This is a genomic window from Rhodococcus sp. MEB032, from assembly GCF_030208925.1.
GTDB classification, from domain to species: domain Bacteria; phylum Actinomycetota; class Actinomycetes; order Mycobacteriales; family Mycobacteriaceae; genus Rhodococcus_F; species Rhodococcus_F qingshengii.
Map to the genome: position 1 here is coordinate 355,778 of NZ_JARVSY010000002.1, position 25,637 is coordinate 381,414.

The window sequence follows — 25,637 nt, forward strand, 5'->3', positions numbered from 1 at the left end:
ATCCCCGTAAATCGCTTCGACGTGCCCTGTTTATCCTGGTGCCGTGAGTTCAACCTTCGGTGAGACCGGGCACAACGCCACCTCCAACCGCATTCGCGCCACAGCGTTTGCGTCGAAGGTGATGTCCGCGTCCGACGCCGTGAAGTTCATCAACCCGGGCGACACCGTCGCGATCAGCGGTTTCGCAAGCGCCGGTACACCCAAGGTTGTCATTCCGGCCCTGGCCGAGCGCATTCACCGGACCCGCGGCAACGGATCGAACTTCACGATCAATCTCCTGACCGGCGCTTCTGTGTCCACCGAGACCGAAAGGCTGCTCGCGGAGGTCGACGGAATCGCGCTGCGCATGCCGTATCAGTCCGAGGCCACCGCACGTCGCCGGATCAACGACGGTCGTATGGACTACGTGGACATCCATCTCTCCCACGTGGCTCAGCAGGTGTGGGAGGGCTACTACGGCAACGTAGACGTCGCGGTGGTCGAGGTCGCCGGTATCACCGAATCGGGGGAACTGATTCCCTCCGCGTCGATTGGCAACAACAAGACCTGGCTGGACGTCGCCGACAGGGTCATCCTCGAAGTCAACTCGTGGGTGCCCGAGGCGATGGAAGGTATTCACGACGTTTATTACGGCACCGCGCTGCCGCCGCATCGCAAGCCGCTCGAGATCATTCGTGTCGAGGACCGGATCGGCCAGACCACGTTCCGAGTGGATCCCACGAAGGTTGTGGCCGTTGTCGAGACCAACTGCCGTGACAGCGCGAGCCCTCTCACTGCACCCGATGCCGTCAGTGAGGCGATCGCCGGCCACGTCCTGGAATTCTTCGACTTCGAGGTGCGCGCCGGACGGATGCCGGCCGATACGTTGCTTCCGCTGCAGGCGGGCATCGGCAATGTCGCCAACGCGGTGCTCGGAGGGCTCGATCGGGGGCCGTATCGCGGCCTGACCTGCTACTCCGAGGTCATCCAGGACGGGATGCTGAAGCTGATCAAGGACGGAACCGTCGCGCATGCGTCGTCGACGGCTTTGGCGCTCACCGAAGAGGGCATCGAAGAACTGACCGCGAACATCGACTTCTACCGCCACCACATCACGCTCCGTCCGCAGGAGATCAGCAACCACCCGGAGGTGGTGCGCAGGCTCGGAATCATCGCCATGAACGGCATGCTCGAGGCCGACATCTACGGCAACGTGAACTCGACGCACGTCATGGGGACGAAGATCATGAACGGAATCGGCGGCTCGGGGGACTTCGCCCGCAACGGCTACGTGTCCATGTTCCTGAGCCCGTCGACGGCCCGCGGCGGTGAGATCTCGGCGATCGTGCCGATGGTTCCGCACGTCGACCACACCGAGCACGACACTCAGGTGTTGGTGACCGAGCAGGGGTTGGCGGATCTGCGAGGTCTGTCGCCGCGGCGACGCGCGCGCCTGATCGTCGACAAGTGTGCTCACCCGGAATTCCGGCCACTGCTCCACGATTACATCGCTCGCGCCGACGCTCAACCGGGTGCGGGGCAGACGCCGCACATCCTGGGCGAGGCATTCTCGTTCCATCAGCGGTACATCGACACGGGTTCGATGCGCCTTTCGTGACGCCAGGCAATGCTGCCGGCAGTGAGAGAATGCGAGGGTGAGCCGAACCGGGGTACCTGACGACGCCATACGCCGGGTTGCCGCGGCGGGGGCCGATGACGCTGGTGGCCTGCCCGTCGAACTGCTGGGTGATTTCCTCGACGTGCTCAGCGACGCTGTCTGTGAAGGGAAACCGCTGCAGCGTCGCCAGCTGCACCGCTTCCGCGCTCGCGGGGAAGAAGCAGCGCAGCAGGGTGTCGCCTTGCGAGCCCTGCTCGATCTGTATCTCTCCTCGGCCTGGCGTCTGTGGCGTGAACTGCCTGCTGTTATTGCGGCACAATCGGATCCGAATGCCGTCGTCGCGGCCGGCGAAGTGATGCTGCGTGCCGTCGACGATGCCGTCGCCGAACTGGCCGAAGGGTTTCAGTTGGCCAGACGTTCTCTGGTCCGCTCGCAGGTATCGGCACGCCGCGAGTTCGTCGACGACTTGTTGACCGGCGGCGCTGACGTCGTCGGATTGTTGGATCGCGCTTCAGGATTCGGTCTCCACCTCAGTGGTCCGCATGCCGTGGCGGTAGTGACCGCCGCCCGTGAGTTCACCGACGACAACCCTTTGGTGCGCGCCGTCGAACGTGCCGTTCTGGGTAGCAAGGGTGACGCCGATGCGTTGGTCGCCAGCAAGAGCGGCAAACTGGTGGTCGTTTTCGCGGCGCCGGATCGCGATGCCGTCGACCACGTGCTGGCAGGGATTCGGTCGGCTCTCGGGCCGGGGACCGATGACGACGGGCGAGTGCAGTTGCAGCGGCGTCCTTTGGACGGCACGTGGCAGATCGCTGTCGGGCGCCCTCGAACCACCGCTTCGGGCGTGGTGGCGTCGTACCGGGAGGCGCTGGACGCACTGGACCTGGCGCAGCGCCTGTCGTTGACCGCACCGATCATCGATGCTCGTGACCTGCTGGTCTACCGGGTTCTGGTCAACGACAGACCGGCGGTCACCGACCTGATCCATACCCTTCTCACACCGCTGCTCGAGGCGCGTGGTGGCGCTGGACCGATGATCGACACACTGCTCGCGTACTTTTCCGCCGGCGGCAATACGGCTAAGACCGCCCGAGACCTGCATTTGTCCGTCCGCGCCGTGACGTACCGGTTGGACCGCATCCGTGAACTCACCGGTCAGAACGTCAACGATCCCAACGACAGCTTCGCGCTCCACGCTGCCGTACTGGGTGCGAAGCTGCTCGACTGGCCGGCCACCGAGCTGACCTGATCAGCTTGCGCGGGCGCGTTCTTCGTAGGCAGCACGTGCCGCGGTGTCGACGTCGCCGAGAAACTGCGTCTCGACGCCGAACAGTCGGCTCAATGCCTCGTACGGCCGCCGGGGGAAGAAGCCCTGTGCCTGCACGAGTAGCCCGGACACCCGCGTAATACGTACGCGTGGAAGCGGTTTGGTGATCAAGCCGACGACGGCTTCGGCGATTTCCTCCGGCTGAACCTCTCGGAATCCCTTCATTCCCGAAGTGCCCGAGGTGAGTTGGGTGTTGGTGAGCGTCGGCAGCACGGACGAGATGTGAACTCCGGTGCCACGAACTTCCTTGCGGACAGAATCGGTGAAGCCCAACACCGCATGCTTGGCGCCGCAGTACGTCGACAAACCGGGGCACGGGAGTTCGCCTGCAAGCGAAGCGATGTTGATGACGTGTCCACGTCCGCGCGGAAGCATCCGTCGCAATGCGAGCTTGGTTCCCGTGATCACGCCGAGGACGTCGATCTCGATGATGCGTCTGGTCACGGAGTCGTCCTCGTCGACGATCCGTCCGACCGGCATGATGCCCGCATTGTTGACCAGCACGTCGATCGGGCCGAGTTCACCTTCGACGGTGTCGAGGAAGTCGAAGAACGAGGCGGGGTCGGTGACGTCGAGGCGCCCGAACGTGCGGATGCCCAAATCCTTGGCTGCTCGCGCGAGAGTGGCTTCGTCGATGTCGCCGATCGCGACCGTCGCACCCAGGCTGATCAGCCGCTTCGCGGTGGCGTATCCGATGCCCCGGGCGCCGCCGGTGATGACCACTACCTGACCGTCGAAAGGTTTGTTCATTTACTCCAGCGTCTCCAAAGATAGGGGTTGGTTGCAGTGAGATGAATCTGCAGGGATGTGATTGTGGACCAGTCGAAACCGGGTTGCTAGGGCTTCTTGGCCGAAGTGAGACGATAGATTTGTGACTAAGTCACAATCAGGGTGACAAGTCGGGGAGGCGCCATGGACACATCGGAGTTGGACGGCTGGATTGCAAATCTCGCGCCCATCTATCTCCAGCCGGAGGTGATCGACGGTTTCGTTCAACGCATCGACGACGCCATTGCGGTGGCCAATCCTGAAGTGGCGGGTGATCGGGAGCTACGACGCGATGTGGATGCGAGCACTGCGGCGCAGCTTCGAGTCATCGTGGCCGCGATCGCGGGCGGTTCCCAGGAGGTCACGCCGCCGCCGGAGTCGGTTGCGCTTGCACTCACCGTTGCCAGGCGCGGTATGGATCTTCGAGTCCTGCTCAAGATCTACGGTGCCGGACGCCTCGCGATGCTGGGCTTCGTCGACGAGTCGATAGAAGCACTCCCGATCGGTCCGGAACTCAAGCGCGCACTTCTGGTCCGAGTGTGGGGTTCGGCGATGAGATGGCTGGAAGTGACCACCGAATTGTTGGTGGCAACGTATGCGAAGGAGCGTGAGAGCTTGGCGCGCGGCGCTTTTGCGCGTCGGTCCGAGACGGTGCACGCGATTGTCGCAGGCGAAGCACTTCACTCCGATGAGGTGTCGCAGATTCTCGACTACCCGATGCGGCGCCACCACACTGCGTTTGTTCTCTGGACGGACGACACCGATCCGGCCGCCGACGTATTGGCCCGATTGGACTCGTATGCGCGTTCCTTTGTGGACGAGTCGAATGCCGAGCGCGTGCTGACGCTGCCTTCGGGGGCGCGCGAGGTGTGGTCGTGGGTCGCGCATTTCGACGACCATGAGTGGGCGGCGCTCGATCGTGCTCGGAATTCGGATCTCCGTGTCGCGGTGGGGGCCAGCGGTTACGGAATGGAAGGATTCGCGCGCAGTCACCGCGAGGCTCTCGCCGCGCAGCGCATCGCGGTCCGTTCGACGGGTTCGCCGGGGGTCACCGTCTACGAAGATGTTCAGGTTCCCTGTCTGCTCACCGAAGATCTGGACGAACTGCGTGCGTTGGTGGCCCGGGAATTGAAAGGCCTCGCCGGCGCGGACGGTGTCACGACGCGTATCCGTGACACCGTTCGGGTCTATTACGAGAACAATTGCACTGCAGCCGCTACCGCCGTGGCGCTCGGTCTGCACAAGAACACCGTGCGGTATCGACTCGATCAGGCCGAAAAGCTGTTAGACCGCAGCGTGGACCAGCGTCGGCTGCCAACAGAGTTGGCGCTCATCGCGCTGGAGAGCTACGGAGCCGCCCTCCTGGCGAACCCGTGACTCGCTACTGCATGTCGTCGAGCCCGGGGAGCGAATAGCCGGAGCTGTCATCCCAATCGGCGGGGGTGTCGTCGAGTGAAACGTCCCAGTCTGCGTCGGGCACCGCTCGCCGGAGTTCGGTCAGAGCGTTGAACCAGTAGACGAGCGAAGGGATTACCTCGGTCGGGTCGCTCGAGATCTTTGTCGAACCGTTGAGCAGAGTGTCGGGGATATCCGACGGATAGAGGTCCAGGACCTCGTAGTCGAACGGAAATTCGTCGTTGTGGACGGCGATGAGTCGGTCGACTTCGGCCTTCTCGTCGTCGGTCAGCGGTGTGGTGCGGACGGCGGAGTAGTACAACGAGGTGCTCATGCTTGCCAGGCTAGAACAAGATGCCGTCCAGCGGCGGTTTCGGACGCAACACCCTCAGATTGCATGGTTTCGGCAACTTCAGGTGTGAAAGTCGTCGATATTTCGACCGGGATGGATAGAAGTCGGCAAGGAACACTGGAGAAGACGGCGAGACGGCCGTCCGAACCCAGTGAAGGAGCTCCCCGTGACCGCAGTCATCAGTGCCATTCGGGTAGGTGGTCAGCGATGAACGTTCCCATGTGGGCGTGGGCCGCGTTCGCCGCAGTCATCGTCGTCATGTTGCTCATCGACCTGCTCGCCCACCGCGGCGCGCACGTCATCGGCTTCAAGGAAGCGGCCTGGTGGAGTGCACTCTGGGTCGGTTTGTCTCTCGTATTCGCGGTGGTCGTCACCCTGACCTTGGGGGTGAACTCGGGCGTCGAATTCACCACGGCCTGGCTGTTGGAGAAGAGCCTCTCCGTCGACAACCTGTTCGTGTTCGCCCTGATCTTCGGTTACTTCAAGGTGCCCCGTGAATACCAGCACCGCGTGTTGTTCTTCGGTGTCATCGGCGCCCTGATCTTCCGCGGTATCTTCCTCGCCGCCGGCGTTGCCGTGGTCAGCAAGTTCACGGCCGTGCTGTTCGTCTTCGCCGCCATCCTGCTCTACAGCGCCTACAAGCTGCTCAAGGACGACGACGAGAACTTCGATCCGGGAACCTCGCTGGCAGTTCGCTTGCTGCGCAAGATCATGCCGGTCCGTGAGGAATACGCAGGAACCAAGTTCTTCGTCAAGGAAGCCGGAAAGCGCGTCGCAACACCACTGTTCGCCGTCGTCGTCGCCATCGAAGCTGCCGACCTCGTGTTCGCAGTCGACAGTGTCCCGGCAGTGCTGGCAGTGAGTGACGATCCATTCATCGTGTACTCCAGCAACGCGTTTGCGATCTTGGGTCTGCGTGCCCTGTACTTCCTGCTCTCGGGCCTGCTCGAGAAGTTCCACTACCTGTCCAAGGGTCTGTCGATCATCCTCGCCTTCATCGGCGTGAAGCTGATCATGCAGGCCAGCCACAAGGTGATCAGCACGTCGATCCCCGAGATTCCCTCACTGGTCAGCCTCGCGGTGATCATCGTGGTGTTGGCAGGCTCGATCATCCTGAGTCTCAAGAAGCCGCTACCGGAAGAGCCTGAGGCCGAAGAGGTTGCGACCGGTGATGCACCGATCGACCTCGGGAAGTCAGGTGCTGACGGCAGCATCGAGAAATCCGGCGTCCAGCTCGCAACCGGCGAGCGCGACGACGATGACGACAAGGTAGATGCTCGGCCCAGAGGCTGACGCCTGATCGGCTGAACGAATCGAAAAGGGAGACCACACAACGACGTGTGGTCTCCCTTTGTCAAATCATCACCAACTGCTTCCCCCGGTTGTGCCCCGAAAGCTGCCCGATCAAGGCCGCTGGGGCATTTTCGATGCCCTCGGTGACATCGTTGCGGTAGCGCAGTCCACCTTCGGCGATTCGAGCGGACGCCCACGCCCGGTACTCCGGGTACCGGTCGTAGTGGTCGTAGCAGATGAACCCTTCGATGCGTAGACGTTTGCGTAGTACAGGGCGTAGGGGAGGCCCGACTTCGCTTTCATCCTGGTTGTATTCGCTGATCATTCCGCACACGACGACCCTTCCGAAATCGGCCATGCGATCGAAAACCGCTCGCGTGATCGAGCCTCCGACGTTGTCGAAATAGACGTCGACGCCCTTCGGACACAATTCGTCCAACTGCTCGCCGATGTTCGCCGTCTTCCTATCTATGCAGGCGTCGAACCCCAATTCCTCCACAACGTATTCGGTCTTCTCACCCCCGGCGATTCCGATCACCCGGGCGCCCGCCAGCTTCGCGATTTGGCCTGCAACCATGCCGACTGCTCCGCCGGCCGCCGAAACCACGACTGTGTCTCGCTCTCGGACGTCGGCGACCAACCGCATTCCGCAGTGTGCGACAAATCCTGGCTGTCCTAGAATTCCGAGTTCATCTCCTAGGGAAGCTCGATTCTCCCTCGGTATGCGGTCCAGGGCAGCGCCTTTGATTGTGTGATAAACCTGCCAGTGCGTGCCGCCTCGAACCAAATCACCTGCCGCAAAGTCAGGATGCCGCGAAGAAATCACTTCGCCGACTGCGATGCCGTCCAAACCGGAGTGCGCAGGCACCACTCCAGCCAAGACGACGTCGCCGATACCGGCAACAGCTCCCAACGGCCCGGGGGCAGAGCTGGTGGACGGTAGGCGTCTTCGTATCGCCGGATCGATCGAAAGATAGTGGGCGCGGAACAGAACTTCGCCGTCCGCGGGCGGCCGGATCGGAACCTCGTCGATCCGAAAATCTTCTACGACAGGCAAGCCGCGGGGAGCTCGAACGACTCGCACAGCGCGGTTCACATATTCGGTCATGCGCAATTTCCAATCTGCTTCGACACCGGTTCGCATCACTTCTCGGGACGATTGCCCGGAATTGATCTCGCCGCCTTACTGATTCACGGCGAAGACGTCTGGGAATTCTGTCCTCGAGCAGCAAGGAGCGCACCTTCCCGCCCGCTCAGTGAGAATGTGGCAACCCGACGTCCGGAGCGCGACTTCATTTCCCATACAGCGGGCGGTTTGTTGGTTGCCTCGTAGTCCGACTGTGAAGCTCTGCGCAGTTCAGTTCAGTTCAGCGCAGCGCTGACGCTCGTCACCAGTGGTATTCGGCTGTGGATTTTTACGAGGGCGTCAATGATCTGCCAGATCTTGTGTGAGTGATTTTGTCGAGGACGAGAGGTTGGCTATGACTTCGCCGGTGGGTTCGGAGCGTGCGGTTCATGACACAACGGATTGGCTCAGAACGGGATTGGTCGATCCAACGGAGCCAGGCTTCCTGTCCGATCCGTACGCGCGGTACGCGATTGCGCGAGAAGTTGCTCCGGTACAACAGCATTCGAATGGCGTATACATGCTTTTCGCCTACGACGACGTGAAACGCGCACTGGCGGACAAGTCGCTGAGTTCGTCGGAACAGTATGCACTCGAGGCACCGCGCAATATGCGGATCAAGGCGGCCGGTGGCAGCGACGCCTACTTGTTGCGCCCATCGTTGTCGAAGCTGGATCCGCCGGACCATCTGGCATTGCGCAAGCTACTGGCGCGCCCGTTCACGCCCAGGGCAATCAAGCGTTACGACGCGCGGGCGAAGGAAATCGTCGACGAGTTGCTTGCCGATCATGGACGGGGCTCCGAGATCGAGCTGGTGACGGAAGTTGCTCATCCGCTACCGATTCGCCTTGTCTGCGAAATTTTCGGTATCCCCGTACCTGCCGACACCGATACGATGTTCGAGTGGACCCGTAAGGGACTCAACCTACTCGATCCGTTTCTGACTGCCGAGCAGACCAGCGACTACATTTCCGCTCAGCGTGATTTCTCGGCACACCTTCAGGACGTTATCGCTTGGAAGCGCAACAATCTTGGCGACGACATCCTGTCGGACTTCATCTCCGCCGGCGACGAAGGCGAGATAATCGGGCCGGATCAAGTTGCCGCTACCGTGCAGACTTTGGTCATCGCCGGACTGGACACCACAGTCAATCAGGTCGGTCTCACCATGAATGCACTTATGGGCCATCGTGATCAGTGGGAACGACTCGTCGACGACAGGGCACTGCTCGATCACGCGGTAGAAGAAGTCCTGCGCTATGAGCCGACGGCGCAGTTGATGATTCGCATTGCTCCCGAGGATTACGCGGTGGGAGATGCGGTGATTCCGGCCGGAAATCACATTGTGACGTGGCTGGCGTCGGCAAACCGCGATGAAACTCGATTCGGTCCGAACGCGGACAGATTGGACTGGTCGAGGTCAAATGTCCGGGACCACATCACGTTCGGTCACGGTGCGCACGCTTGCCTCGGTGCGTGGTTGGCCCGGCTGGAGATCAAGACCATCCTGAATGCGTTGATCGACAAAGCGCCGAAGACCGAGCTCGTCGACGGTGGAGTGACGTGGGGTGGCACGGCCTTTATCCGCGGTGTCTCCGAACTGCGATTGAACCTTTTCTGATTGCACGAATTCGTGAACAGACCACTCGGTGGGCAAGTCGGTGTCAGGTGGTCGACGTCTTGTTAGTCTGGGCCGGTGCCTGATCCCGCAACTGCGTGTTACCCGGCATTGCCCGCGACAAGTTGGGCAGTGCTGGGAATGCTCACATTCGGAGAAGAACTCAGTGGCAGCGATCTGAAAAGCTGGGCCGACTGGAGCATCGGGTTCTATTACTGGAGCCCGTCGGTGAGCCAGGTCTATACCGAGCTCAAAAAGCTGGAAACGCTGGGATTCGTCAGTTCGCGGGAGGTTTCGGAGTCGGGTGGGCGTCGTCGACGAGTGTTCACGATAACCGAATCCGGTATCGAGGCTCTCAGATCATGGTCACGCCGATCGGAGATCGAAACCCCCGTTCTCAAACATGGAGTGATGTTGAGACTGTGGGTCGGCCACCTCAACGACCCCGATCAGCTCAAGTCGATAGTGCTCGATCACATCGACAACCTCGAGGCAAAGAAGCTCAAGGCAATCGAACACGCCGATAACTCGGAGAATGAACCCGCCTGGGCATTTACCGAGATGAGTCTGCGATGGATAGGCCGCCATTTTCAGATGGAGATCGACCTCGCCGCTCAGTTGCTCGATGACATCGATGAGGCCGCCGCTCGATTCGCGCAAGGCGACGCCAACGCTCTCGGCTTGCCGCAGCCCGTCAATGCCGGTAGTTGGAAGTTGATCTGAGCGTGCGGAGGTACAACTCCCCAGATTCTGCCCCACGCCAATAGAATTGTGCTGTCGAGGTTTTCGTGCCCAGTCTTCGTGCTTAGTCTTCGTGCCTAGTCTTCGTGCCTAGTCTTCGTGTCTACTGAGCTCGCATGCTTTCGGTGGTCCGGACGCCCGCATTTCGCCACAGGGAAGCGGCTGTTTCCCGAAGAAGCCCGGTGAGAGGCGAGTTTCGCTCGTCGAGCGGCATTTGTCGGAGCGGTCCGCAGATCGACAGCGCGGAGGTCGCGACGCCGATCGGGCCGATCGGAGTGGCGATCGTGCCGAATCCGTCGATCGGCGTGTCACGGCCGTATCCCACGCCGGTTTTTCGGACCTCGTCGGCCGCCTCTCCTCGCTCGTTGTTGAAGGTGTGGAGGACCCTGCCGACGAGAGTTCCGTCTGCGCGCGTGCTGAAACCGATCCGATTCGGAATCATGCTGGCGAAACGACCTGCCATGTGGGCGCGGCACACCACATTTGAGCCGTCGAGAATCGTCATCTCGACGATCAGTCCGGTACGCCGGTGCAATTCGTACAGGTGCGGATGCGCAGCTGAGTGAAGTCTGTCCTGGTACACGGCCAACGAGCCGAGTTCCACGAGCCGCAACCCGAGCGTGTAATCGCGGCCGCTGCGGTGCAGCCACCGAAGTTGGACCAGATGGTCGAGTATGCGGTGGGCTGAAGACCTTGGAAGCCCGGTTCGTCGGACAATCTCGGCGAGGGTGAGACGATCTCGACCGCCGAACGCATCCAGTAGCAGAGAGACTCGGTCGAGGAAGGCGTTCGGCGTTGCGGGATCGACCTCGAGCTGGAGCGACATGTGTTCCCTCTGCTATCCCGTAGTCAAGTTGGACAACTGCCCTGGACAAGGCTATTTCGATTAGGAATGATGACATGTTTTTTCTGCTTTGTGAAGAAGGCCACCCTGTGGATCGGACGCCTCCGGTGCTCGTCGGCGGAAACGGACCACTGATCGGGAGAGCGGGTTCCTTGCTTGGTGGTGGGCGATCTACGTTGACGTGATCACACGCCAAGTGGACAAACGCGGATGCCGGCGCAGACGTAGCGCCACCCGCCGGGCTGAGAGACCAGGAGACGATATGACGATTCAAGCGGAAGTCACCACGATGCTCGCAACCCTCAACGCTGGATTCCCGGATGTCACCAGTGTCCCGCCGTCGGAGCTACGAACTCTGATTCGGAACCGACGTGCGCCGCTGACGGGTCTTCCCGACATGCTTTCAGTCGAGAATCACGTAATCGACGGTCCCGGTGGAGATCTGGCAATTCGCGTCTTTCGTCCGCATGGAACCTCGAACGACGTTCCTCTCGTGGTCTTCGCTCACGGGGGCGGTTTCGTGTTCTGCGATCTGGACAGTCACGACGAATTCTGTCGATCGATGGCGCAGGGAGTCGGCGCAGTAGTGGTTGCCGTCGACTATCGGTTGGCGCCGGAGCATCCGGCACCGGCAGCCCACGACGACGTCTACGCCGCGGCGGCGTGGGCCAGCGAGCATGCTGCCGAATACGGTTCCGACGCAGGTAAAATCGCACTTGTGGGCGACAGTGCGGGAGGGAACCTCGCGGCGACCGTGGCTATTGCCGCTCGGGATCGGGGTGGTCCGGAAATCGCCCTTCAGGTTCTCATCTACCCCGTGATCGACGACGACTTCGAAACCGAGTCGTATCGGCTCTACGGCACGGGTCACTACAACACCACCGCAGCGATGGAATGGTACTGGCAGCAGTACGCGCCTGAAGGTCGCGACGACGCCCGTGTGATTCCTACGCGTGCGGAGACGCTCGCCGGTCTTCCGTCTGCTGTCGTCGTGACAGCCGAACTCGATCCGCCGTGTTCGTCAGGTGACGCGTATGCGCAGATGCTCGCGACGGCTGGCGTTTCGGTGCGCCATCATCGCTTCGAAGGATTGTTCCACGGCTTCCTCACTATCCCGTCTTTGTCGCTGACCGAGCCTGCGCGACAGAAGCTTTGGGCGATGACGCGCGAGGCGCTCGGTAGCGAGTAGGCAGATCACTTCACTGTCAGGAGTCTCTCGGTGAGATTGCCGAACGTGTGACAGATTCTGTCGTGGACCACGGCCTCGGGACATTCGGGGTCGAACCACCGGTCCACCACTGCCCAGTGAATCGGATGATCGAGGTACTGGGTCTGCAGTGAGCCGAGGTCGGTGAACTCCTGCTCCCAGACATGAGTCCATGGTGTGTGCCCGATCGCTGCGTCGACTCGGCTGAGACGCCAGGCGCAGATCGACGAGATATGGGTAGGCATCCTGAGCAGATCCCGTTCGAATTCCTCGAGTACGTCCTGGGGTGTGCTGGGGGATACCCGGATGAACAGCGCTCGGTACACCTGACCGGCGGCTTCGGCGCCGGAACGTCCCGTGGTCCCGGACGAGTACTCGGCACCGTGGAAGTGGTCGACGGCGGCGCAGCGCAGGCTGTCGTCGACCGCATCTCGGGCTGTCTGCCAAGCCATCTCGTCTTCGAACTGAAGATGGACGATCAGATCTCCGCCGTTGATGACGCCGGGAAGTGTCGTACAGACGAGACGACGCAGCGCGTTCGACGATTCGGCAACTGCGGCAATGTTCTTCACTGCAGCGGTCCACTCGTCGGCGCCCGCCCCGTTGGCGGCGTGCACGACTCTTGTCACGTTATACATTGCTCAGTCCTTCGATGTCCTTTGCTGCGGCGGCCATGGAGCGACTCCGTTCGATTATGAGCGGAGCCATTGCATCCCACCACTGCCTGAGGGTGGAGTCTCTGCGGCCCTGGCGCGTCATCGACCACCAGCCGGCCGTGCCGTCGACCGTCCAGGTGACGGTCAAGGTGTTCGGGTCTTGATCGCACCACAACGGAGGGCTGACGAGTACGTCGGCGAGTGTCATGCCGCGACGCTGTGCACTCGGCAAATACTGGTCGAGTAGCGCGTCGACGAACTGTCGACCGCATCCCGGTTTCGTGACTATCCGATCGATCACGTAGAGCGTTTCATCTGCCATTGGTGAAGATTACTTTCCCCTAACCCGTTGTGATGCTTTCGATCTCACACAGCGGGAGATAGCGAATTTGGTCATGTGCCCGGCATTTCGACACCTCCCGTCAGGCGGGAATCGTTGCTGTGCAACAGAATCGGATGATGCAACATGGCGGACAACGATTGCGTGAAATGCAGTCGAACTCAGGTCGAACACATACGTCATGTGTTCGATGTCGTGAAGTGGAAGAGCCTTGGAGGAGCAGTTGAATCACTCGCTGGTAGGGAAGACCGCGCTGGTGACCGGGAGCAGTCGAGGCATCGGCAGGGCGATCGCCAGGCGACTGGCGGCAGAGGGGGCAACCGTGGTCGTCACCGCACGGTCGACTCGGCCTACCGCGGCAGTCCGTGCCGACAGTAATGTCGTCATCGGCGGTACGTTGTCCGAGACCGTCGAGATGATCGAGTCGCAACACGGTCGTGCACTTGCCATTCCGGCCGATCTCGAGGATTCCGAGGCTCGCGACGGATTGATCGAGAAGGTCGTCTCGCGGACCGGAGGTATCGACATCCTCGTGAACAATGCCGGGTTTGCCGACTACGCGCCGATCGAGAAGATGTCGCTGGCGACGTTCGATCGGACCCTCGACCACTACATTCGCGCGCCGTTCGCCCTGTCGAAGGCAGCCATCCCCTACATGCGAGAGCGCGGCGCAGGCTGGATCGTGAACATCGGTTCCTCGACGGGACTGAATCCGATCAGGCCCTTCCGCGACTACAACAAGACGTCGGGTGACGTGATTTACGCGTCGATGAAGGCAGCACTGCACAGGTTCACACAGGGCCTCGCCGCGGAGGTGCTGGACGACAATATCGCGGTCAACTCGGTGGGACCTTCCACTGCGATCTCGACTCCCGGCGCCGACGCACTCATTCCGGATGGATACGAAACCGAGCCCGTCGAGTATCTTGCCGAGACGGTACTGGCCATGTGTTCTCTTCCCGCGGCCGAGCGGACCGGCCTTGTAGCGTTCAGTCTTCATTTTCCCTGGTATCAGGATCTGGTCGTGAAGGCGCTCGACGGGCAAGGGCTGATGCCCAGACGTGAGCCACCGACGTGGTGCAATCCCAACATTCTGCCCGAAGGAATCTGAAGTCTTTGTCGAGCAATAGTTTCGGCGACACAACCCGAGGAGTGGAGATGTCCCACGCTGAACGCCGGTTCGGTACCGGCACGGCCGTCGTGACCGGTGCGGGGGCCGGTATCGGTGCAGGGTTCGCCCGTCACCTTGCGCGGCTGGGAATGACGGTGGTCGTTGCCGACATCGACGAGGCGCGTGCGTCGCTCGTCGCCGAGGACATTCGCACGGCCGGTGGGAGAGCTGACGTTCATGGAGTGGACGTAGCGGATGCCGATGCCGTGAAGAGGATGGCGGACAATGTGTTCGATCGTCACGGCAGCGTCGAGTTGCTGGTCAACAATGCCGGAGTGGAGACGGCCGGGTTGCTGTGGGAAGTCAGTGGTGCGCGGTGGAGACGGTTGATGGAGATCAACGTCGACGGCGTCTTCTATTGCCTTCGTGCTTTCGTGCCATTGATGTTGAAGGTGGGTAAGCCGGCGTGTGTGGCCAATCTGTCTTCTGTCGGCGGGATCAACAGCGCCGCGGTGCAAGGACCGTACATCGTCAGTAAGTTCGCGGTGCTGGCGATGACCGAGAGCTTGCACCAAGATCTGTCGTTGGTCGACTCTCCGATTCAGGTCAGTGCTGTTGTTCCACACTCGATCCGGAGTGAGATCTTTCGTGCGGCCCAGCGTGACGCGCCGACTACGAACGTCACGGCAAACGCTGTCTTCGATGCAATGCAACAGGCGAACGTCGAATCCGGACTCGACCCGCTCGATGCCGCCGAGCACATGACCGAAGCAATAGCGCGTGGGGACTTCTGGGTGTTCTCCGACGACGACGCGTGTCGGCAGTTCACCGACCGCCGAGCCGCTCAGCTTCGAGACCTGCTACCTCCCGCCGATCCTCGCACAATGCTCACACGCATGGGCATCTCGTGAATGCGGAGCTGTTCGGAGCAGGCCTGTTCACGCGCTGCCGTTGACAGACGTCGACGCACTCTTGGGGAGGCCTGACCAACCCACCAGGCCGACCAGAGCGAAAGCTACGGCGGCAGTGACGAAGGTGACGGTGAAGGCGGATTCGCTGGGCAGAGCGGATACGCCCTCTGGCAGGTTCGCGATGGTCATCGAGGCGAGAATCGTAGTCACCACTGCACTGCCCATGGCGCTGCCGGTGGAACGGGAGATCGAGTTGATGCCGTTGGCTATTCCACTCTGGTGTCGCGGAACGCTCGACATGATGATCGCGGGCATGGCCGCGTAGCCCAGGCTCACGGCGGCGCCGATCACGATGCCGGCACCGATGACCGACGCGGTGTGCGTGTGGTCGTACGCGAGCCAGGCGAACGGCACCGCACCACAGATGGCGGTGAGTCCCAGGACGAAGCGTGGCCCACGCACTCTGATGAGCCGCCCACCGATCGGTGCTGCGATCAGCGAGGCAATCGCACCCGGCAGCAGGAATTCCACCGACGCACGCAGAATGCTGGCGTCGAATCCGTATCCCGTGAGGGCGTGGGGAAGCTGCACGAGATAGGAGATGCCCAGGAAGTTGGCGAACATTCCGAAGCCCAGCATGACCCCCGCCAGATTCGCCATCATCACGGGCCGGTGGACGAACATTCGCATGTCGACCAGTGGTTCGTCGACGATCTTCTCGATCCAGACCCAGACTGCGAACATCACGATCGAGCCCAGGAAAACACCGATGGTCAAGGGTGAGAGCCAACCCCATTGGTGGCCTTGCGAAATCGACAACAGGAGCAGAAGGAGTGCAGCGCCCAGGCTCAGCGCGCCGATGACGTCGACGCGCCCGCCGCTCTTGTGCTTGGTTGCCGGAACCAGCGTGATGACGGCGACGAGGGCAAGCAACGCGAACCCGGTGGCCATCCAGAAGGCGTTGCGGTAGTCGGCATCCGGAGCCGATGTGAGAAGTCCGGTGGCTACGAGGGCGAGCCCGCTGCCGAATGCGAGAGTTCCGCTGACCAATGCCATCGCGCCGGGAAGCTTGTGTGGGCGGACCTCTTCGCGCAGGACCGACAGAGCCAGCGGGAAGATGGCGGTGGCGGTCCCCTGGAGGACGCGTCCGAGGATGAGAAGTGGCAGATTGTGTGCCAGTGCGGCGACGATCGAACCGATGACCATGACGACCAGAACGCCGACCAGTGTGCGCTTCTTGCCGTGTTGATCGCCATAGCGGCCCAACAGGGGAGTGAAAACGGCGGCCGACAGCAACGTCGCCGTCGTCACCCAACTGATGCCGGCCGACGATGCGCCCAGATCGGACTGAATGCGTCCCAGAATCGGGACGGGCAGCGTCTGCATCATCGAGACGATCATCGCGGCCAGGCTGAGCGCCCCGATGATGACGGCCTCGCGGCGCGGCGATGTTACGACGGATACATCCGGGGTGTCGTGGACCGTTGGCTGCGCAGCGCTGTCGGTCGTCACTGAATTCGTCAAGTGGGTCCTTCTCGGGAATTACAAGAGAAAATGCTTAATGTGGCGAAGTAATTTTCTCTGGATGGTAAGTCCGCGAGATCGATCCCGTCAATGCTGGTCAGTGAGCCCCTGGGGCCAGCTCGGTGTATTCAGGACCAACTCGGCGTGTTTCGGACTAGAAGGGGTAGACCGGGAGCGCGCTCTGCGCAGTCACCCACTGCGTTTCGGTGAAGGCGTCGAGGTTTGCGCCGATACCGCCGACGCGGCCACCGTTACCCGAAGACGCCATGCCGCCGAACGGGATGACTGCTTCGTCGCCGACCGTCTGATCGTTGATGTGTACGAGGCCGGTGGGGATTTGTTGGGCGAGCTCGGGCCCGCGCATGGCGTCGGAGGTCAGAATGCCCAGCGACAACCCGTACTCGGAATCGTTGGCTATGGCGACGGCTTGTTCGACGGTGGCGAAGGAGGTGACCGGTGCGACTGGCCCGAAGACTTCGTCGGCGAATGCCGGCGCGGTGAGTGGGGTGTCGGCCAGCACGGTGGGCCGGTAGAAGAGATCCTCGTAGGTGCCGCCGGCCGCCAGTTTTGCTCCGGCCGCGATGCTTCCGGTGACCAGGGAGTGGATGTGGTCGCGTTGTTTGGCGTCGATGATGGGTCCGAGTGCGACCTGACCGGTGAACGGGTCGCCTACCGGAAGCTTGTCGGCGCGTTCGGCAAGGAGTGCGGTGTAATCGGCGGCGATGCTTTCGTGGACGAGCTGGCGGCCGGTGGTCATGCAGATCTGCCCCTGGTGCATGAACGAGCCGAAAGCGCCTACAGATGCAGCCTTTTCGAGGTCGACGTCGTCCATGACGATCAGTGCGTTGTTTCCTCCGAGTTCGAGGTGTGCTCGTTTGAGATGGCGGCCCGCCAGTTCACCGACAGCGCGTCCTGCCCGGGTCGACCCGGTGAATGCGATGACGCGAACGCTCGGATGAACCACGATTGCCTCACCGGCGTCAGCGCCACCCGGCAGCATGCCGAACACTCCGGCAGGCAAACCGGCTTCTTCGAAGATGCGGGCAAGAACCACACCGCCACAGATCGCCGTGCGCGGATCAGGCTTGAGGATCACCGAATTGCCCAGTGCCAGTGCGGGAGCGACTGCACGGATCGACAGAATGATCGGGAAGTTGAACGGTGCGATGACGCCGACGGTGCCGACGGGGACGCGACGAGAGAAGCTCAGCCGCGGTTGCTCCGAGCGCAGCACCTCGCCGACGGGGTGTGCGGCCAAAGCTGCTGCGTTGTAGCACTCTTCGGCAGCGGTGTGGGTTTCCAGTCCGGCTTTGGCGGGAATGCTGCCGGCCTCGCGGATTACCCATTCGCCGATTTCGTCGGCGTACCGCTCGAACAGTTGACCGGCGCGGCGTAGAACGGCGGCTCGTTCGGTGTACGGCCTTGCTGCCCAATCCTTCTGAGCGGCAGTAGCTTTTGTTGCAGCGGCTGCCACGTCGTCTGGTGTTGCCATGCCGACCGTCGTCAACTGCTTGCCGGTGGCCGGCTCGACGACAATACGATCGTCGGCGCTACCGAGAACCCATTCGCCGTCGAAGATCTTCGATTCCCACACAGGTTCGCTCAGTAGACGCGTCATGGCCGCTCCTCGGTAAAGGGATGCAACCGCGCGCCGCATCACATGGTTGTGGACCACGTTGCTCCGTGAGGGGAGTCGATCGCCATCGCACTTTCACTCAGTGAAAGACGGATTCATGGCGTCCTTGAGCGCTTGGATCAGATCGGCGAACTCGGTCGAGTGGGTGGCGCCGCTGCGGGTCACTCCCGAGACGGGAATTCGCAAGCGGCCGTGCGATTCTCGCATGAAGCTGATGCCGGCGCGTGGAGATTCGCCTGCGGTGATCGAATACAGCAGGGTCCAGGCGCGCGGGTTGGTGATCACGTCCAGCGTGGCTGTGTGATCGCTCGGAATTGCAGGGCCCAGTTGGACGCGTCGATCTATCTCGCGGAACGCGTCCTCGACCACCTTGTGAATGAGCACCTGGCTTTGGCGCGGCGGCAGGAGCAGGGGGTATGCGGCCAGATCATTGAGGTCGACGCTTTGCTGGCCGGCCAGGGGGTGCCGGCTCGACATGACGACCAGGAGATCTTCGACGCCGAGGTCCAAGGGTTCGAGTCCGGGGCGGTCGACGCCGCCGCGAATCAGCGCGATGTCGGCGTCACCGGAGGCCACGGCGTCCATGCGGTGGGCAAAACTCTTGATGACGAACTCGACGTCCAGGTCCGGATGAAGTTCGCGCACGTGTGCGATGGCGTCCAGCGTCTGAGCGGCGAAGCTCATGTTTCCGGTGATCCGGATCCGGGCTCGTGGGTCCCGTGCGACGGAGTAGGCCATCGTTTCGAGGCTGAGGACTTGCTGCGCGATGGGCACGAGTCGCGATCCTGCCGGGGCAAGGCGAACGGCTCGGGTCGAGCGTTCGAAGAGTGTCGCGCCAAGCTCCTTCTCCAGTCGGGCGACCTGATGGCTGATCGCCGACTGCGAGATGAAGCAGCGCTCGGCAGCGCGACTGAAGCTCAGTTCCTCGCTCACGACGAGGAAGTACTTGAGTTGGCGGAAGTCCATGAGGACAGCTTACTTATGAGCAATCGAGATAACAGTCTTGCGAATACTCCAGCTAGCTGGACCCGACCCATGATCAGTCCATACCGTAATAGTCATACTTTCAATTTGGTTGAGGAGATTTGTTGTGGATAGAACAGCTGCGGGTCGCGCTGACATCGACGCGACTGGACACGAGCAGACTCAGGTAGTCATCGTCGGTTCGGGATTCGGAGCCCTCGCCGCGGCCAAGACCCTCGCGAAGTCCAAGACGCCGTTCGTCCTCATCTCCGCCACCACCGAGCACCTCTTCCAGCCGCTGCTCTACCAGGTGGCGACGGGCGTTCTGTCGGCAGGCGAAGTTGCTCCGCCCATCCGCACGATCCTGCAGAAGTACCCCAACGCCGACGTGCGTCTCGGTCGCGTCGTCGAGGTCAACGCCGAAGAGAACACCGTCGTCTACGAGGCTTCGGGCACCCGCCACACTCTCGGATACCGCTCGCTCATCGCAGCCACCGGTGCCACCCAGGCGTACTTCGGTCATGACGAGTTCGAAAAGGTCACCTACAAGCTCAAGACCGTCGAGGATGCCGAGGTCCTGCGTAAGCAGATCCTGCGTTGCTTCGAAGAGGCTCACACCACCAACGACGCGCTGGTTCGCCGCAACCTGCTCAGCTTCGTTGTCGTCGGTGCAGGCGCGACCGGCGTCGAGCTCGCCGGACAGATCAAGGAACTGGCGCGTCGCTACTTCGCCAAGTCCATCAACAACATCAGCGCCGACGAGGTCACGGTCACCATGGTCGAGGGCGCGGGCGTTGCGCTTCCGGCCTTCGGCGGCAAGCTCAGTGAGTACACACAGGCCTCGCTCGAGAAGTCGGGTGTCGAGGTTGTTCTCAACACCATGGTCACCGCCATCGACGAGCACGGTGTCACCGTCTCTTCGGCAAAGACCAAGGAAGAGAAGCGCATCGACGCCGAGACCGTCATCTGGTCGGCCGGTGTTCGCGCCAACGACTTCGCAGCAGTGCTCGGCGAGGCGACCGGTTGTGAGAGTGACCGTGCAGGTCGTCTGCTCATCAATCCGGACTTGACCGTCGGCGGGTTCGCCAACGTCTTTGCCATCGGCGACATGACTTCGCTGAACGGTCTGCCGGGTCAGTCGCCCGTTGCAATGCAGGGTGGCCGTCATGCAGCGAAGACTGTGAACGGAAAGGTCAAGGCCGGAACGCCTTTCAAATACTTCGACAAGGGCAGCATGTCGATCATCAGCCGATTCAGCGCTGTGTGTCGCGTCCGCAAGGTCGAGTTCAAGGGCACGATCGCCTGGTTCATGTGGCTGGCCGTGCACGTGATGTATCTGGTGGGCTTCCGCAACCGGTATGTCGCTGTGATGTCGTGGTTCGGTTCGTTCATCGGTCACCGTCGTCCGCACTTCCACTACGCGCAGGAGCCGATGAAGATCGAGGCCACGCCGCCGGTGACCGAACGCGAACCGGAATTGGCGCACTCCGCGTAGCTTCGCACCGCCTGAACACGTTTCGCCTGATGTCAGTCACACTGTGTGAATGGCATCAGGCGAGCGTTCGTTGATCGGCCGGGCATTTATCGTGCTCGGTGCCTTCGACGCGAAATCGCCGCGGTTGACGCAGTCGGAGATCAGTCGTCGCAGCGGTTTGCCTCTGCCCACCGTCCACCGACTGTGTGGGCAGTTGGTGGCTGAGGGCGCACTCGAGCGTCGGAGTGACGGCAAGTACCAGGTCGGAGTCCGGTTGTGGGAGATCGGCGCTCTTGCTCCCGGCGCTCACGGCCTACGGCAGGTGGCGTTGCCGTTCCTCGAGGACCTGTACGAGGTCACCCGAGAGAACGTGCAGTTGGTCGTTCGTGAGGGCACCGAGGCTCTGTACCTCGAGCGCTTGTCCTCGCGTAGCGCCGTCACCGTGGTCGGCCGTGCTGGCGGAAGATTGCCGTTGCACGCGTCCAGCGGTGGATTGATTCTCCTCGCGCACGGCGGAACCGAGCTTCTCGACGACGTCCTTCGCGCCGGCCTCGAGTCGTTCACTCCCAAAACCATTACTTCCGAGCGGATTTTGCGAGCAACTCTCGACGAGATCAGGCGCGCCGGATTCGTGGTCTGTCGCGAGTATCTGAACGTCGGAACCCTTGCCGTCGCCGCTCCTGTCCGCGAAGCCGGGGGCAGTGTCGTGGCAGCGGTCTCGACAGTTGTTCCGGTGGAGCAGGATCCGGCTCCTTTACTGCCCGCGTTGGTCGCGGCCGCCCGTGGAATATCACGCGGGCTTGGTGGCGGTGGGTTTCGATAGCTCGTTTCGGTCTTTCACTGAGTGAAATTGCAGCTGTTCAGAGGAGTGATCGTGGTCGAGGGTGGTCTCAATCGTCACTCACCTCAGGAGCTCTCTGTATGTCTTCTTCACGCACCCAGGTCGGAATCGTCGGTGGTGGTCCCGCCGGGTTGATGCTCTCGCATCTGTTGCATCTGAAGGGAATCGATTCGGTTGTCCTGGAATGCCGCACCCGCGAAGAGGTAGAAGGCACCATTCGTGCCGGCGTGCTCGAACAGAACACGGTTGATCTCATGGTCGAGACCGGACTCGGTGATCGACTGAAGCGGGAGGGCCTCGAACATCACGGAATCGAGTTGCGATTCGGTGGACGAGGGCACCGAATCGCGTTCGACGAACTGACCGACGGGCGAGCAGTCACGGTGTATCCGCAACACGAGGTGCTCAAGGATCTGATCGCGCGGCGTCTCGCTGACGGCGGGGACATTCGATTCGGAGTGTCCGGCGCGCAAGTACACGATCACGAATCGGATCGCCCGAGTATCACTTTTGTCGACTCGGACGGAAATGATCAGAAGCTCGAGTGCGCCCTGGTGGCCGGTTGCGACGGTTCACGCACCGGAACGCGAAAGCTGATTCCCGAACCGTCGATCCGAACGGATCATTTCCGCCAGTATCCCTTCGCGTGGTTCGGCATCCTGGCCGAGGCGCCGCCGTCGTCCGAAGAACTGATTTATGCCAACCATGAGCGCGGGTTTGCACTGATCAGCACACGGACGCCCGAGGTACAGCGTCATTACCTTCAGGTCGATCCGGACGACTCCGTGGACAACTGGTCCGACGATCGAATCTGGGACGAGCTGCACATGCGCGTCGACGGTGAGGGGGCGGAGATCAAGGACGGCAGGATCTTTCAGAAGTCGATCCTCCAGTTCCGCAGCTTCGTGTGTGAGCCGATGCAGCACGGCAACCTGTTTCTTGCCGGGGATGCGGCGCACACCGTGCCGCCGACCGGCGCGAAGGGAATGAACCTCGCGATCGCCGACGTCTACGCACTGGCGAAGGCAATGGACGGTTTCTTCACCTCGTCCGACCGAAAGATGCTGGACGGGTACACCGAAACGGTGTTGCCGCGTGTGTGGCGGACGCAGCACTTCTCGTGGTGGATGTCGTCGATGCTCCATCGCTTGCCAGACGACAGCGGTTTCGGGCATCGCCGACAGTTGGCCGAGTTGGACATGGTCACGCGTTCGGTGGCGGGACGAACGCTGATCGCCGAGAACTACGTCGGAACTCCCTTGCATCAGTAGGCCGATTCGCAGGTTGCACGGTGCGAAATCAGGGGGAGTGGGGTGCCAGGTGTCACCAGGACCTCGAAGTTCTTCGTATGTGTCCGCCTGGCGGGAAGCTTCCGAGCCGAAGTAGCGGGAGCTTTGTAACCTCGAACACGTCCTTGTCCAACCGAGGGTGGCTGATGCTTCGACCGCACTGCGGGGGAGTTGTCGTATGACTGAGCGTCGCAAGAAGTGACTGTTCAGGATCCACTGTCTCCCAGGCCGATCGGTGCGAACCGTCGTCGAGCTCATCGAGGCACTTCAGTCGCTCCGGTCAACTGAACAGAGGGATCTTCCGATGAAGTTCAGCCTCGCCGTGGCGATGATTCCCCTCTCTCAACTCGTTGCACTTGCGAAAGTGGCCGAAGAATGCGGCTTTTCTTCGATCACGATGCCCGACTCACTGTTCTTTCCCGAGCGGGGCGCTACCGGGTATCCGTATACCGCTGACGGTGTGCGTATGTGGGACGCGAAGACACCATTTGTAGACCCCATGATTGCCGCGGCCTTCATGGGACCCGGAACGTCGAAGATTCGCTTTTATCCGCAGGTGCTCGAGCTCAGCTCACGCAATCCTCTGCTGCTGGCAAGCCAGGTGGGGTCGGTCGCGAATCTGACAGGAGGCCGCTTCGGTCTCGGGGTCGGTGTGGGCTGGGCGCCAGAGGAATTCGAGTGGTGCGGCGCTTCCCCGAAGGATCGAGGCCCGCGAGTCGACGAGATGCTCGAGGTACTGCGACTGGTTCTAGGCGGCGGTATGGTCGAACATCACGGCAAGTTCTTCGACTTCGACAGGCTGCAGATGAGCCCGGCGCCGATCGATCCCGTCCCCATCTACATCGGAGGACATTCCGCGGCCGCATTGCGCCGTGCAGCGCGAGTGGGTGACGGTTGGACCTCGGCTACAGTCTCTTTCGCTGATCTGCAAGCTCTCATCGCGAGGATCGGCGTCCTGCGGGTCGAGTACGGGCGCGCCGAGTCCCCGTTCGAAATTCAGGCCGTCTGCGCCGATCGCTTCGGTCTCGACGGCTCCTTGGAACTGGCCGATAGCGGAGTGACGGAATCGATCGTCATTCCTTGGGCCATGTACGACCTCGGGTTCGACTGCGACCTGGAAGCGAAGAAAGATGCGGTACGCAGGTTCTCCGAGGAAGTCATCTGCAAATTCTGAAATTCACGTAGCGCGCCCGTGCTGCAATGACCCGTGTGCGGGGATCAATCCGTATGCGGGCGTTGCGGCTCCAACATCCGTTCGCGCAGACTGTCGTAGATAGGTGCCGACCCTGCCGAAGTGGTGACGAATACCGCTGCCGCAGTGGCAGCGAGCATCGGGACCAGCGTCGACGTCACCGCGGTCATTTCGACCACGATCACGATGCCGGTGAACGGTGCGCGTACTACGGCGCCGAAGAAGGCAGCCATACCGACGGTGGCCATGGTGACCGTGAGCCCGGCGTCCACTCCGGGCACGAAGCTCGACAGTCCGGTGAAGATCGACCCCCAGAGCGCGCCGAGAGCGAGTAAGGGAGCGAACAGTCCGCCGGGAGTTCCAGCGGCATACGAGAGCGGGCCAGTGAAGAACCGAACCACCAAGTACAGCAGCAGGATCGGCAGTACGAACGTCCTTCCGCCGACGATCATCTGTGCAAGAACGTCGCCGCCCCCACTGGCCAACGGGTCGAGGAACAGCGTCAGGCCGATGACGGCGCCGATCGTTGCGCCGATGACAGTCGGCGGGATCTTGTCGAGTCGTGCCACGATGTCGAGTAGTCCTAGAATCAGGCGGTTGTACGCAATACCCAGTAGCCCCGTGAGGATTCCGAAGACGACGAACAGTGGCAAGAGTGCAAGTTGAGGTGTCGGCACGGTGCCGACCTCGAAATCGGGTTGATCACCGATGACGATCCGTGCACAGCCCACCGCCACTGAAACACCGAAAAGCGTTGGCAGCACGGTGCGCAGCCGGAACGAGTGCGTCACCTCCTCGCAGACGAACAGTGCTCCCGCGATCGGCGCGTTGAATGCGACAGCGAGTCCTGCTCCGGCCGCGGATGTTTGCAGCATGGCGACGTCGGGTTCGGTGAGGCGGGCTCGCCGTCCCGCTTCTGCTCCGATCGCCGCACCCATGTGTACGGTGGGGCCTTCACGACCGAGAACCAGACCGGAGCCGATCGCCAAGAGGCCGCCGATGAATCTGGCGGGCACGAGATTGATTCCCGGCGGTTTCGCTTCACCGCGGGACACCGCCTCGACGTGCTGGATGCCGCTTCCCTTTGCGAGGGGCACTCGTCTGACGATCAGTACGGCAAGTACGGTGCACAGGGCCACCAGGAGGACCGGCACGAGCCACCCGACGTACGGAACGTGATGCGCCCAGTTCACGATCGCCTGACGAAGTTCGTCGGCCCTGATCAGACACCAACGGAACGCGCCGCCGACAAATCCGACCCCGACGCCGGCGACCGCAGCGAGTAGACACAGCAAACCCAGTCCGCGGTTGGAGTCACGCGGTTCGGTGCCGCCATCGTCCTCGGTCATCGTGATCAGCCCTACCTGATGGTCACAACTCGCGACAGGTGAATTGAGCTTCCTCATCTTGGACGGTAACCCATCCCGCTACC

23 protein-coding genes are annotated in these 25,637 nt (G+C 61.8%); 13 read left to right on the top strand and 10 right to left on the bottom strand.

Annotated features, from left to right (window positions below):
* Positions 1–43 precede the first annotated feature (43 nt).
* Together scpC and QRN54_RS04410 are read left to right on the top strand one after the other, a co-directional pair.
* Positions 44–1,597, top strand: a complete 1,554-nt coding sequence (scpC, locus tag QRN54_RS04405; protein WP_007730514.1) for a succinyl-CoA:acetate CoA-transferase ScpC — start codon at positions 44–46, stop codon at positions 1,595–1,597.
* 37 nt (positions 1,598–1,634) lie between these two features.
* The gene (locus tag QRN54_RS04410) at positions 1,635–2,846 is read left to right on the top strand and encodes a PucR family transcriptional regulator (RefSeq protein ID WP_007730515.1); all 1,212 of its coding nucleotides are present in this window, start codon (positions 1,635–1,637) and stop codon (positions 2,844–2,846) included.
* Here the strand turns inward: QRN54_RS04410 and QRN54_RS04415 are convergent, their stop codons facing one another.
* The gene (locus QRN54_RS04415) at positions 2,847–3,674 is read right to left on the bottom strand and encodes an SDR family oxidoreductase (RefSeq protein WP_228401443.1); all 828 of its coding nucleotides are present in this window, start codon (positions 3,672–3,674) and stop codon (positions 2,847–2,849) included.
* A gap of 162 nt (positions 3,675–3,836) precedes the next feature.
* Between QRN54_RS04415 and QRN54_RS04420 the strand changes: the two genes are divergently transcribed.
* Entirely contained in the window at positions 3,837–5,069 is a 1,233-nt protein-coding gene (locus QRN54_RS04420) for a PucR family transcriptional regulator (RefSeq protein WP_042451555.1), read from the top strand.
* Between the two features lie 4 nt (positions 5,070–5,073).
* Here QRN54_RS04420 and QRN54_RS04425 read toward each other — a convergent pair whose 3' ends face one another.
* The gene (locus tag QRN54_RS04425) at positions 5,074–5,421 is read right to left on the bottom strand and encodes a hypothetical protein (protein WP_030536118.1); all 348 of its coding nucleotides are present in this window, start codon (positions 5,419–5,421) and stop codon (positions 5,074–5,076) included.
* Between the two features lie 225 nt (positions 5,422–5,646).
* On the opposite strand from QRN54_RS04425, the gene QRN54_RS04430 reads away from it, so the two are divergent.
* Positions 5,647–6,732 (top strand): TerC family protein, encoded by a 1,086-nt coding sequence (locus QRN54_RS04430; protein ID WP_285181659.1) that lies wholly within the window; start codon positions 5,647–5,649, stop codon positions 6,730–6,732.
* A 61-nt stretch (positions 6,733–6,793) separates the two neighbouring features.
* On the opposite strand, the gene QRN54_RS04435 is transcribed toward QRN54_RS04430, so the two are convergent.
* The gene (locus tag QRN54_RS04435) at positions 6,794–7,840 is read right to left on the bottom strand and encodes an NADP-dependent oxidoreductase (RefSeq protein WP_042451682.1); all 1,047 of its coding nucleotides are present in this window, start codon (positions 7,838–7,840) and stop codon (positions 6,794–6,796) included.
* 373 nt (positions 7,841–8,213) lie between these two features.
* On the opposite strand from QRN54_RS04435, the gene QRN54_RS04440 reads away from it, so the two are divergent.
* Both QRN54_RS04440 and QRN54_RS04445 read left to right on the top strand, forming a co-directional pair.
* The gene (locus QRN54_RS04440) at positions 8,214–9,479 is read left to right on the top strand and encodes a cytochrome P450 (protein ID WP_007730518.1); all 1,266 of its coding nucleotides are present in this window, start codon (positions 8,214–8,216) and stop codon (positions 9,477–9,479) included.
* Positions 9,480–9,617: 138 nt separating this feature from the next.
* Complete coding sequence (locus QRN54_RS04445; RefSeq protein WP_050656919.1) at positions 9,618–10,199, top strand: PadR family transcriptional regulator; 582 nt, start codon at positions 9,618–9,620, stop codon at positions 10,197–10,199.
* Positions 10,200–10,320: 121 nt separating this feature from the next.
* On the opposite strand, the gene QRN54_RS04450 is transcribed toward QRN54_RS04445, so the two are convergent.
* Complete coding sequence (locus QRN54_RS04450; RefSeq protein ID WP_007730520.1) at positions 10,321–11,043, bottom strand: IclR family transcriptional regulator; 723 nt, start codon at positions 11,041–11,043, stop codon at positions 10,321–10,323.
* 280 nt (positions 11,044–11,323) lie between these two features.
* On the opposite strand from QRN54_RS04450, the gene QRN54_RS04455 reads away from it, so the two are divergent.
* A complete protein-coding gene (locus QRN54_RS04455) occupies positions 11,324–12,250 on the top strand; it encodes an alpha/beta hydrolase (protein WP_030536114.1) in 927 nt (308 codons plus the stop codon).
* Positions 12,251–12,255: 5 nt separating this feature from the next.
* Here QRN54_RS04455 and QRN54_RS04460 read toward each other — a convergent pair whose 3' ends face one another.
* Both QRN54_RS04460 and QRN54_RS04465 read right to left on the bottom strand, forming a co-directional pair.
* A complete protein-coding gene (locus QRN54_RS04460; protein ID WP_030536113.1) occupies positions 12,256–12,906 on the bottom strand; it encodes a Dabb family protein in 651 nt (216 codons plus the stop codon).
* Positions 12,899–13,246 (bottom strand): hypothetical protein, encoded by a 348-nt coding sequence (locus tag QRN54_RS04465; RefSeq protein ID WP_007730530.1) that lies wholly within the window; start codon positions 13,244–13,246, stop codon positions 12,899–12,901. Before QRN54_RS04465 ends, QRN54_RS04460 begins: the two co-directional genes overlap by 8 nt.
* Before the next feature lie 241 nt (positions 13,247–13,487).
* Between QRN54_RS04465 and QRN54_RS04470 the strand changes: the two genes are divergently transcribed.
* Positions 13,488–14,375, top strand: a complete 888-nt coding sequence (locus QRN54_RS04470) for an SDR family NAD(P)-dependent oxidoreductase (RefSeq protein WP_042921616.1) — start codon at positions 13,488–13,490, stop codon at positions 14,373–14,375.
* 47 nt (positions 14,376–14,422) lie between these two features.
* A complete protein-coding gene (locus tag QRN54_RS04475) occupies positions 14,423–15,286 on the top strand; it encodes an SDR family NAD(P)-dependent oxidoreductase (RefSeq protein ID WP_064075097.1) in 864 nt (287 codons plus the stop codon).
* A gap of 27 nt (positions 15,287–15,313) precedes the next feature.
* On the opposite strand, the gene QRN54_RS04480 is transcribed toward QRN54_RS04475, so the two are convergent.
* The 3 genes from QRN54_RS04480 to QRN54_RS04490 form a co-directional block, all read right to left on the bottom strand.
* Positions 15,314–16,810 (bottom strand): MFS transporter, encoded by a 1,497-nt coding sequence (locus QRN54_RS04480; RefSeq protein WP_285181660.1) that lies wholly within the window; start codon positions 16,808–16,810, stop codon positions 15,314–15,316.
* A gap of 154 nt (positions 16,811–16,964) precedes the next feature.
* A complete protein-coding gene (locus QRN54_RS04485; RefSeq protein ID WP_285181661.1) occupies positions 16,965–18,428 on the bottom strand; it encodes a benzaldehyde dehydrogenase in 1,464 nt (487 codons plus the stop codon).
* A gap of 93 nt (positions 18,429–18,521) precedes the next feature.
* Positions 18,522–19,412 (bottom strand): LysR family transcriptional regulator, encoded by an 891-nt coding sequence (locus QRN54_RS04490; protein WP_003943104.1) that lies wholly within the window; start codon positions 19,410–19,412, stop codon positions 18,522–18,524.
* A 124-nt stretch (positions 19,413–19,536) separates the two neighbouring features.
* On the opposite strand from QRN54_RS04490, the gene QRN54_RS04495 reads away from it, so the two are divergent.
* From QRN54_RS04495 to QRN54_RS04510, 4 genes are all read left to right on the top strand, one after another.
* The gene (locus tag QRN54_RS04495) at positions 19,537–20,904 is read left to right on the top strand and encodes an NAD(P)/FAD-dependent oxidoreductase (protein ID WP_003942969.1); all 1,368 of its coding nucleotides are present in this window, start codon (positions 19,537–19,539) and stop codon (positions 20,902–20,904) included.
* Between the two features lie 49 nt (positions 20,905–20,953).
* Complete coding sequence (locus QRN54_RS04500) at positions 20,954–21,706, top strand: IclR family transcriptional regulator (RefSeq protein ID WP_228401439.1); 753 nt, start codon at positions 20,954–20,956, stop codon at positions 21,704–21,706.
* 98 nt (positions 21,707–21,804) lie between these two features.
* Positions 21,805–22,995 carry a 4-hydroxybenzoate 3-monooxygenase gene (locus QRN54_RS04505; protein ID WP_228401438.1) on the top strand — a complete coding sequence of 397 codons (1,191 nt, stop codon included), beginning with the start codon at positions 21,805–21,807 and terminating at the stop codon, positions 22,993–22,995.
* A gap of 322 nt (positions 22,996–23,317) precedes the next feature.
* The gene (locus QRN54_RS04510) at positions 23,318–24,187 is read left to right on the top strand and encodes a TIGR03619 family F420-dependent LLM class oxidoreductase (protein ID WP_204855279.1); all 870 of its coding nucleotides are present in this window, start codon (positions 23,318–23,320) and stop codon (positions 24,185–24,187) included.
* 44 nt (positions 24,188–24,231) lie between these two features.
* On the opposite strand, the gene QRN54_RS04515 is transcribed toward QRN54_RS04510, so the two are convergent.
* Positions 24,232–25,554 carry a ClC family H(+)/Cl(-) exchange transporter gene (locus QRN54_RS04515; RefSeq protein WP_285181662.1) on the bottom strand — a complete coding sequence of 441 codons (1,323 nt, stop codon included), beginning with the start codon at positions 25,552–25,554 and terminating at the stop codon, positions 24,232–24,234.
* Positions 25,555–25,637: the final 83 nt, after the last annotated feature.